This is a genomic window from Campylobacter sp. 2018MI13 (genome assembly GCF_018501135.1).
Classification (GTDB): domain Bacteria; phylum Campylobacterota; class Campylobacteria; order Campylobacterales; family Campylobacteraceae; genus Campylobacter_E.
Genome location: NZ_JAHCZC010000104.1, coordinates 1 through 4296, shown reverse-complemented (window position 1 = coordinate 4296; position 4296 = coordinate 1). Strand labels below are relative to the sequence as shown.

Sequence of the window (4296 nt, the reverse complement as noted above, 5' to 3'; positions counted from 1 at the left end):
GAATTAATTAATAAAGATTCTGCAAATTCTTTATTATCCATATCGTATTTATCAAGTGTATCTACATTATCAATCTTATAATTATCAATATTATAAGTAATATTTAATTTATCACATATTTCAAAGAATTTATCTAATACATTTAAATCTATTGCAAAAGCTAATTCGTTTTTATTATGTTTGCCGATTAATTTAAATTCAACCTTAACATTTCCATTATTTGCCACATCTTTTGTTTTAGTAATTGTGTTGATAGAATATTCATCTTTTGCTAGTTCTGGAAGTATTCCTAATTTATTATCAGAAATAGCCAACATACTAGCAAATCCTACAGCTATTTCACCTAGTTTAATTGATTTTATTTCGCTTTTATAAAAACTTTCTTTAGGAGTATTAGTTGCTAATTCTTTTATACTAACACTTCCTTTTTTATCTCCAGTATAAAATCCATTTGTTTCAATTTTTATTTCTTCAACACTTAAAACTTTTTGATTATTTATAATAACATCAATACCTTTGCTCTTACATTCTGCATAATCACCTTTATTTTCACATTTGTAATCACTAATATTTACATTAGATGGAATTTCAAACATAGCAGTTAGAACTTTTAATTTTTCAATTTCGTTTTTAATAGAATTATTTAATGAAGTTTCAAAATTTTTAACCTGCTCATCACTGATTTTGTTTCCACAACCAATAAACATAACAGCTACTGCACTAAGTGCTAATAATGATTTTTTCATATTTCTCCTTTTTTTATAAATTTGTTAAGAATATCAATTTATAGTTAAATAATACTAGTGAAAATGAAAAATATTTTTAATTTAAATAATAAAAATTATTAAGTAATAAAAATTAATTAATCTATTTTTGTTATAATGCAATACAAACTCAATTAAAGGAGACAGAATGTCATTAGAAAAACAATTATTACAATTACAAGCTGATGCACACGCATTATTTTTAAAGTTTCATAACTACCATTGGAATGTAAAAGGATTACAATTCTTTGCACTTCATTCATATACTGAAGAAGCATATGAAAAAATGGCTGAAATGTTTGATGATTGTGCTGAAAGATTATTACAATTAGGACATAAAGCTATAGTTTGCCCAAAAGAATTAATGGAAACTTCAAAAGCTCCAAGAACTGATAAAACTTGCTTTGAAGCTACTGAATTAGTTGGACTTATATTAGCTGATTATGAATACTTATTAGCTGAGTTTAAAAAGTTAAATAAATTTGCTGAAGAAGCAGGAGATACAACTACTGCAGCTTATGCTCAAGAGCAAATTGCTAGTTATGAAAAATCAATTTGGATGCTAAAAAATACAGGTGCAACAAGTTGTTGTGTAAAATAATTTAAAGGCTTGATTATCAAGCCTTTTATTTTATAATATCTGCTGACATTTTCCATAAATTATCAATTTTTACCATTTTTCTCTTTTCATTTTTAACAAAACCATTATTAAATTTAGTAATAATTTGCACTTCAGCACTATTATTAGAACTATTTAATATATCTACTTTAATTTCTGCAATTCCACCATAATTATTAAATAATTTAGGTAATACATTTTCAAAATTAATACTTAATTGTCTTTGAAATTCATTTTCATAATAAAAACATTTATCAAAAACAGCTTCACTTGGTTGATTTGAAAGTTCGTTTAAGCAATTTTTGACACTTTTTTGTATATCTTCGTTTTTACAAGCACTTAAAAATAATAGGCTAACAATCATCATATATTTTTTCATTTTATATCCTTATAATTTATTTAAAATTAATCTTAAATCTATCAATTCTTTTTCTAATTCTTCTAATTCATCTGTGCTAAGTTTTAAATAAAATACAACATTTGCTCCAAAATCTTTAGAATAAACGATATTTAGTTTATCTAAAATATAACTTAATTTATTTATTTGGCTATATTCAAGTTCTATATAATATGATTCTTTTTTTATATAGTTAGAAAGTAGATTTAGCTCATTAGCTTTTGAAATTCCTAAATTAACTGCGTTTGAATATGCTCTTACAAGCCCGCCAACTCCTAATAATGTTCCACCAAAATATCTTACTATATAACAAGCTGCATTTACAATATTAGCTCCTCTTAATACATTAAGAGCAGGTGCTCCACTACTTCCTTTAGGTTCTCCATCATCACTTTGATTTTCTACAATTTGCCCAAATTCATTTAATACTCTACTAGCATAGACTACATGAACGCATTTAAAATGCTCGGCTCTTAATTCTTCTTGTCTAGTGCGAACATTTTCGTTAATATTAAGTGGTTCAAAATAGCATAAGAATTTAGAACCCTTTACTTCAAAACTATCAAAACAAGGCGATTTTAAAACTTTCATTTGCTAATATTAGCGTTTTTTATTAAAGGATTAATATGAAAATAATTTTTAGTTTTATATTATTTATATTTTTAGGATGTAGTTCTTTAATAAGTGGTGTGGCTTCTGTCGCAACTTCTGTTGTTGTTTTTGCAATTACAATTCCTATTAAAGTTATTTATAGTGTTGGTAAATCAGCCTTAAATGCAGCTAGTTCTAATTCAAATTCAAATGATACTAAAATTGCTAAAAAAGCATTAGAGCAAAAGAATTTCAAAAAAGCTTATGAATATTATGCAAGAGCTTGTAATGATGATGAGCCTATGGTTTGTGCTTTAGGAAATTATGCTTATACAAAATGTGAATTATTAAATGATGGTTGCAAGATTAATACAATAATAAATAATAACGCTATAAAATATTTTAGTGCAAAATTATTTTTAGATGAGGCAAAAGAGCTTAGCGGGGACAATAAAAAAGCTTATATAAATATAGCTTGTAGTTACGATAATAGTATAAGTAAAGATTGTAAGTAATCTTCCTAATAATTTAGGAAGATTAAATATTTACTTGCCTCTAATTTTATTCATTAAAGCAGTAATTAAGCCGTTTTGGTAAGCAACAGCAAGAAGTGCAATCACAACACCAACTTTTTGTAATAATGATGAGCTTTCGCCAAACATAAGAGGTCCTATTAAAGCAACAGTAGCTATTGGACTTAAGATTAATAATCCAGCACCTAAAGTAGGGTTTAGTTTAACTGAACCATGTTGAGCAAATGTCCAAGCAGCAGCTTGACCTGCAGTTCCTAAAACTATCATCCATAACCAGTTCATTCCAGTGATAGGATCACCTAAAGCCACATTACCAAATGGACTTGTAACGCTTTCTATAGCAGCTTGTGGTAAGTGCATTGATTTAATACCAGCAGCAGTATCAACCATAACACCTTGGTCAAATATGAAACCATTTCCTGTGATTAAGAACGCCCATACAACAGGAGCTACAAGCTGAGCAGCACTTGAGATTAAGATAGGTTGAACAACTTGTCCGTTTCCAATTCTTCCTGCTCTTCTGCTAGCGAATAAGTAAATTCCATAGCAAAATCCTGAAGTAAGACCGCAAATTGTTCCAACTGCCATAATACCAGTACCAAATACTTCTTGAGGGCCATTTGGATCAACTATACCATTTTCTAAAGCACCACCAGCTAAAATAACACCAGCAAGCATTATAGGTGCTATGAAATAATAGCTAAATGGAATTCTTTCTCTATCTGTAATGAATGCTAAAGCTGGCAACATAATTACTTGAATATTTAAAAGAATTGAAGCAATTCCTGAACCTACAAAGAATATTGAATAATTCCACGCAGTAAAGTCAATCCCTAATACAAGTCCAGCTAAAATAGATAGCCATACGCCTTTTTTGGTAAGCTTACCAATTTTTTTTGCTTCCATAATTGCAAAAGGAATAAGGCAGATAGTTCCTATCAAGCAACGCATAAAAGCACCTGTAGCTGGGTCAAAGTTAGATAATTTTTGCCAAGGTGCAGTAAAAGAAAGAAATAAAATACCGATTAAGAATATGACATAGGTCATACCTGTGGCATTTCCTCTTAAATCATTATTCATGATTTACTCCTTAAAATTATTTTTAAATGATTTTTATCTTTTTGTAAAACAAAAATACATTTTCCTATTGTAGATTGATTAAAATTAAAATAATCTTAATCTTTATAAATAATTTATTGTTTTTTTTTTTTTTTTTTTTTTTTTTTTTTTTATTTTTTTCAAATTTTTTAAATTTTTTTTTAAATTTTAATTAAAATTTATTTTTATTAAAAAAATATTTAAAAAAAAATTTTTATAAACTTTTTAATTTTTAAAAATTTAAAATATTTTTAATTTTTTTAAAATTAAATAAATGTCTAAATTTATTTTTTT

At 26.6% G+C, this 4296-nt stretch carries 6 protein-coding genes; 2 read left to right on the top strand and 4 right to left on the bottom strand.

What is annotated here, in order from left to right:
- The coding region (locus KJQ99_RS08735; protein ID WP_214150567.1) for a JlpA-like lipoprotein at nucleotides 1-746 on the bottom strand (746 nt) is incomplete at its 3' end.
- Between the two features lie 166 nt (nucleotides 747-912).
- Between KJQ99_RS08735 and KJQ99_RS08730 the strand changes: the two genes are divergently transcribed.
- Entirely contained in the window at nucleotides 913-1365 is a 453-nt protein-coding gene (locus KJQ99_RS08730) for a Dps family protein (protein ID WP_214118777.1), read from the top strand.
- Between the two features lie 25 nt (nucleotides 1366-1390).
- On the opposite strand, the gene KJQ99_RS08725 is transcribed toward KJQ99_RS08730, so the two are convergent.
- Together KJQ99_RS08725 and KJQ99_RS08720 are read right to left on the bottom strand one after the other, a co-directional pair.
- Nucleotides 1391-1762 carry a DUF4878 domain-containing protein gene (locus tag KJQ99_RS08725; RefSeq protein ID WP_214118775.1) on the bottom strand — a complete coding sequence of 124 codons (372 nt, stop codon included), beginning with the start codon at nucleotides 1760-1762 and terminating at the stop codon, nucleotides 1391-1393.
- Nucleotides 1763-1771: 9 nt separating this feature from the next.
- Entirely contained in the window at nucleotides 1772-2371 is a 600-nt protein-coding gene (locus KJQ99_RS08720) for a YigZ family protein (protein WP_214119671.1), read from the bottom strand.
- Nucleotides 2372-2406: 35 nt separating this feature from the next.
- Here KJQ99_RS08720 and KJQ99_RS08715 point away from each other — a divergent pair, with 35 nt between their 5' ends.
- On the top strand, nucleotides 2407-2886 hold the full coding sequence (locus tag KJQ99_RS08715) for a hypothetical protein (protein ID WP_214150566.1): 480 nt from the start codon (nucleotides 2407-2409) through the stop codon (nucleotides 2884-2886).
- Nucleotides 2887-2916: 30 nt separating this feature from the next.
- On the opposite strand, the gene KJQ99_RS08710 is transcribed toward KJQ99_RS08715, so the two are convergent.
- Complete coding sequence (locus tag KJQ99_RS08710; protein WP_214119672.1) at nucleotides 2917-3984, bottom strand: DMT family transporter; 1068 nt, start codon at nucleotides 3982-3984, stop codon at nucleotides 2917-2919.
- Between the last annotated feature and the right edge of the window lie 312 nt (nucleotides 3985-4296).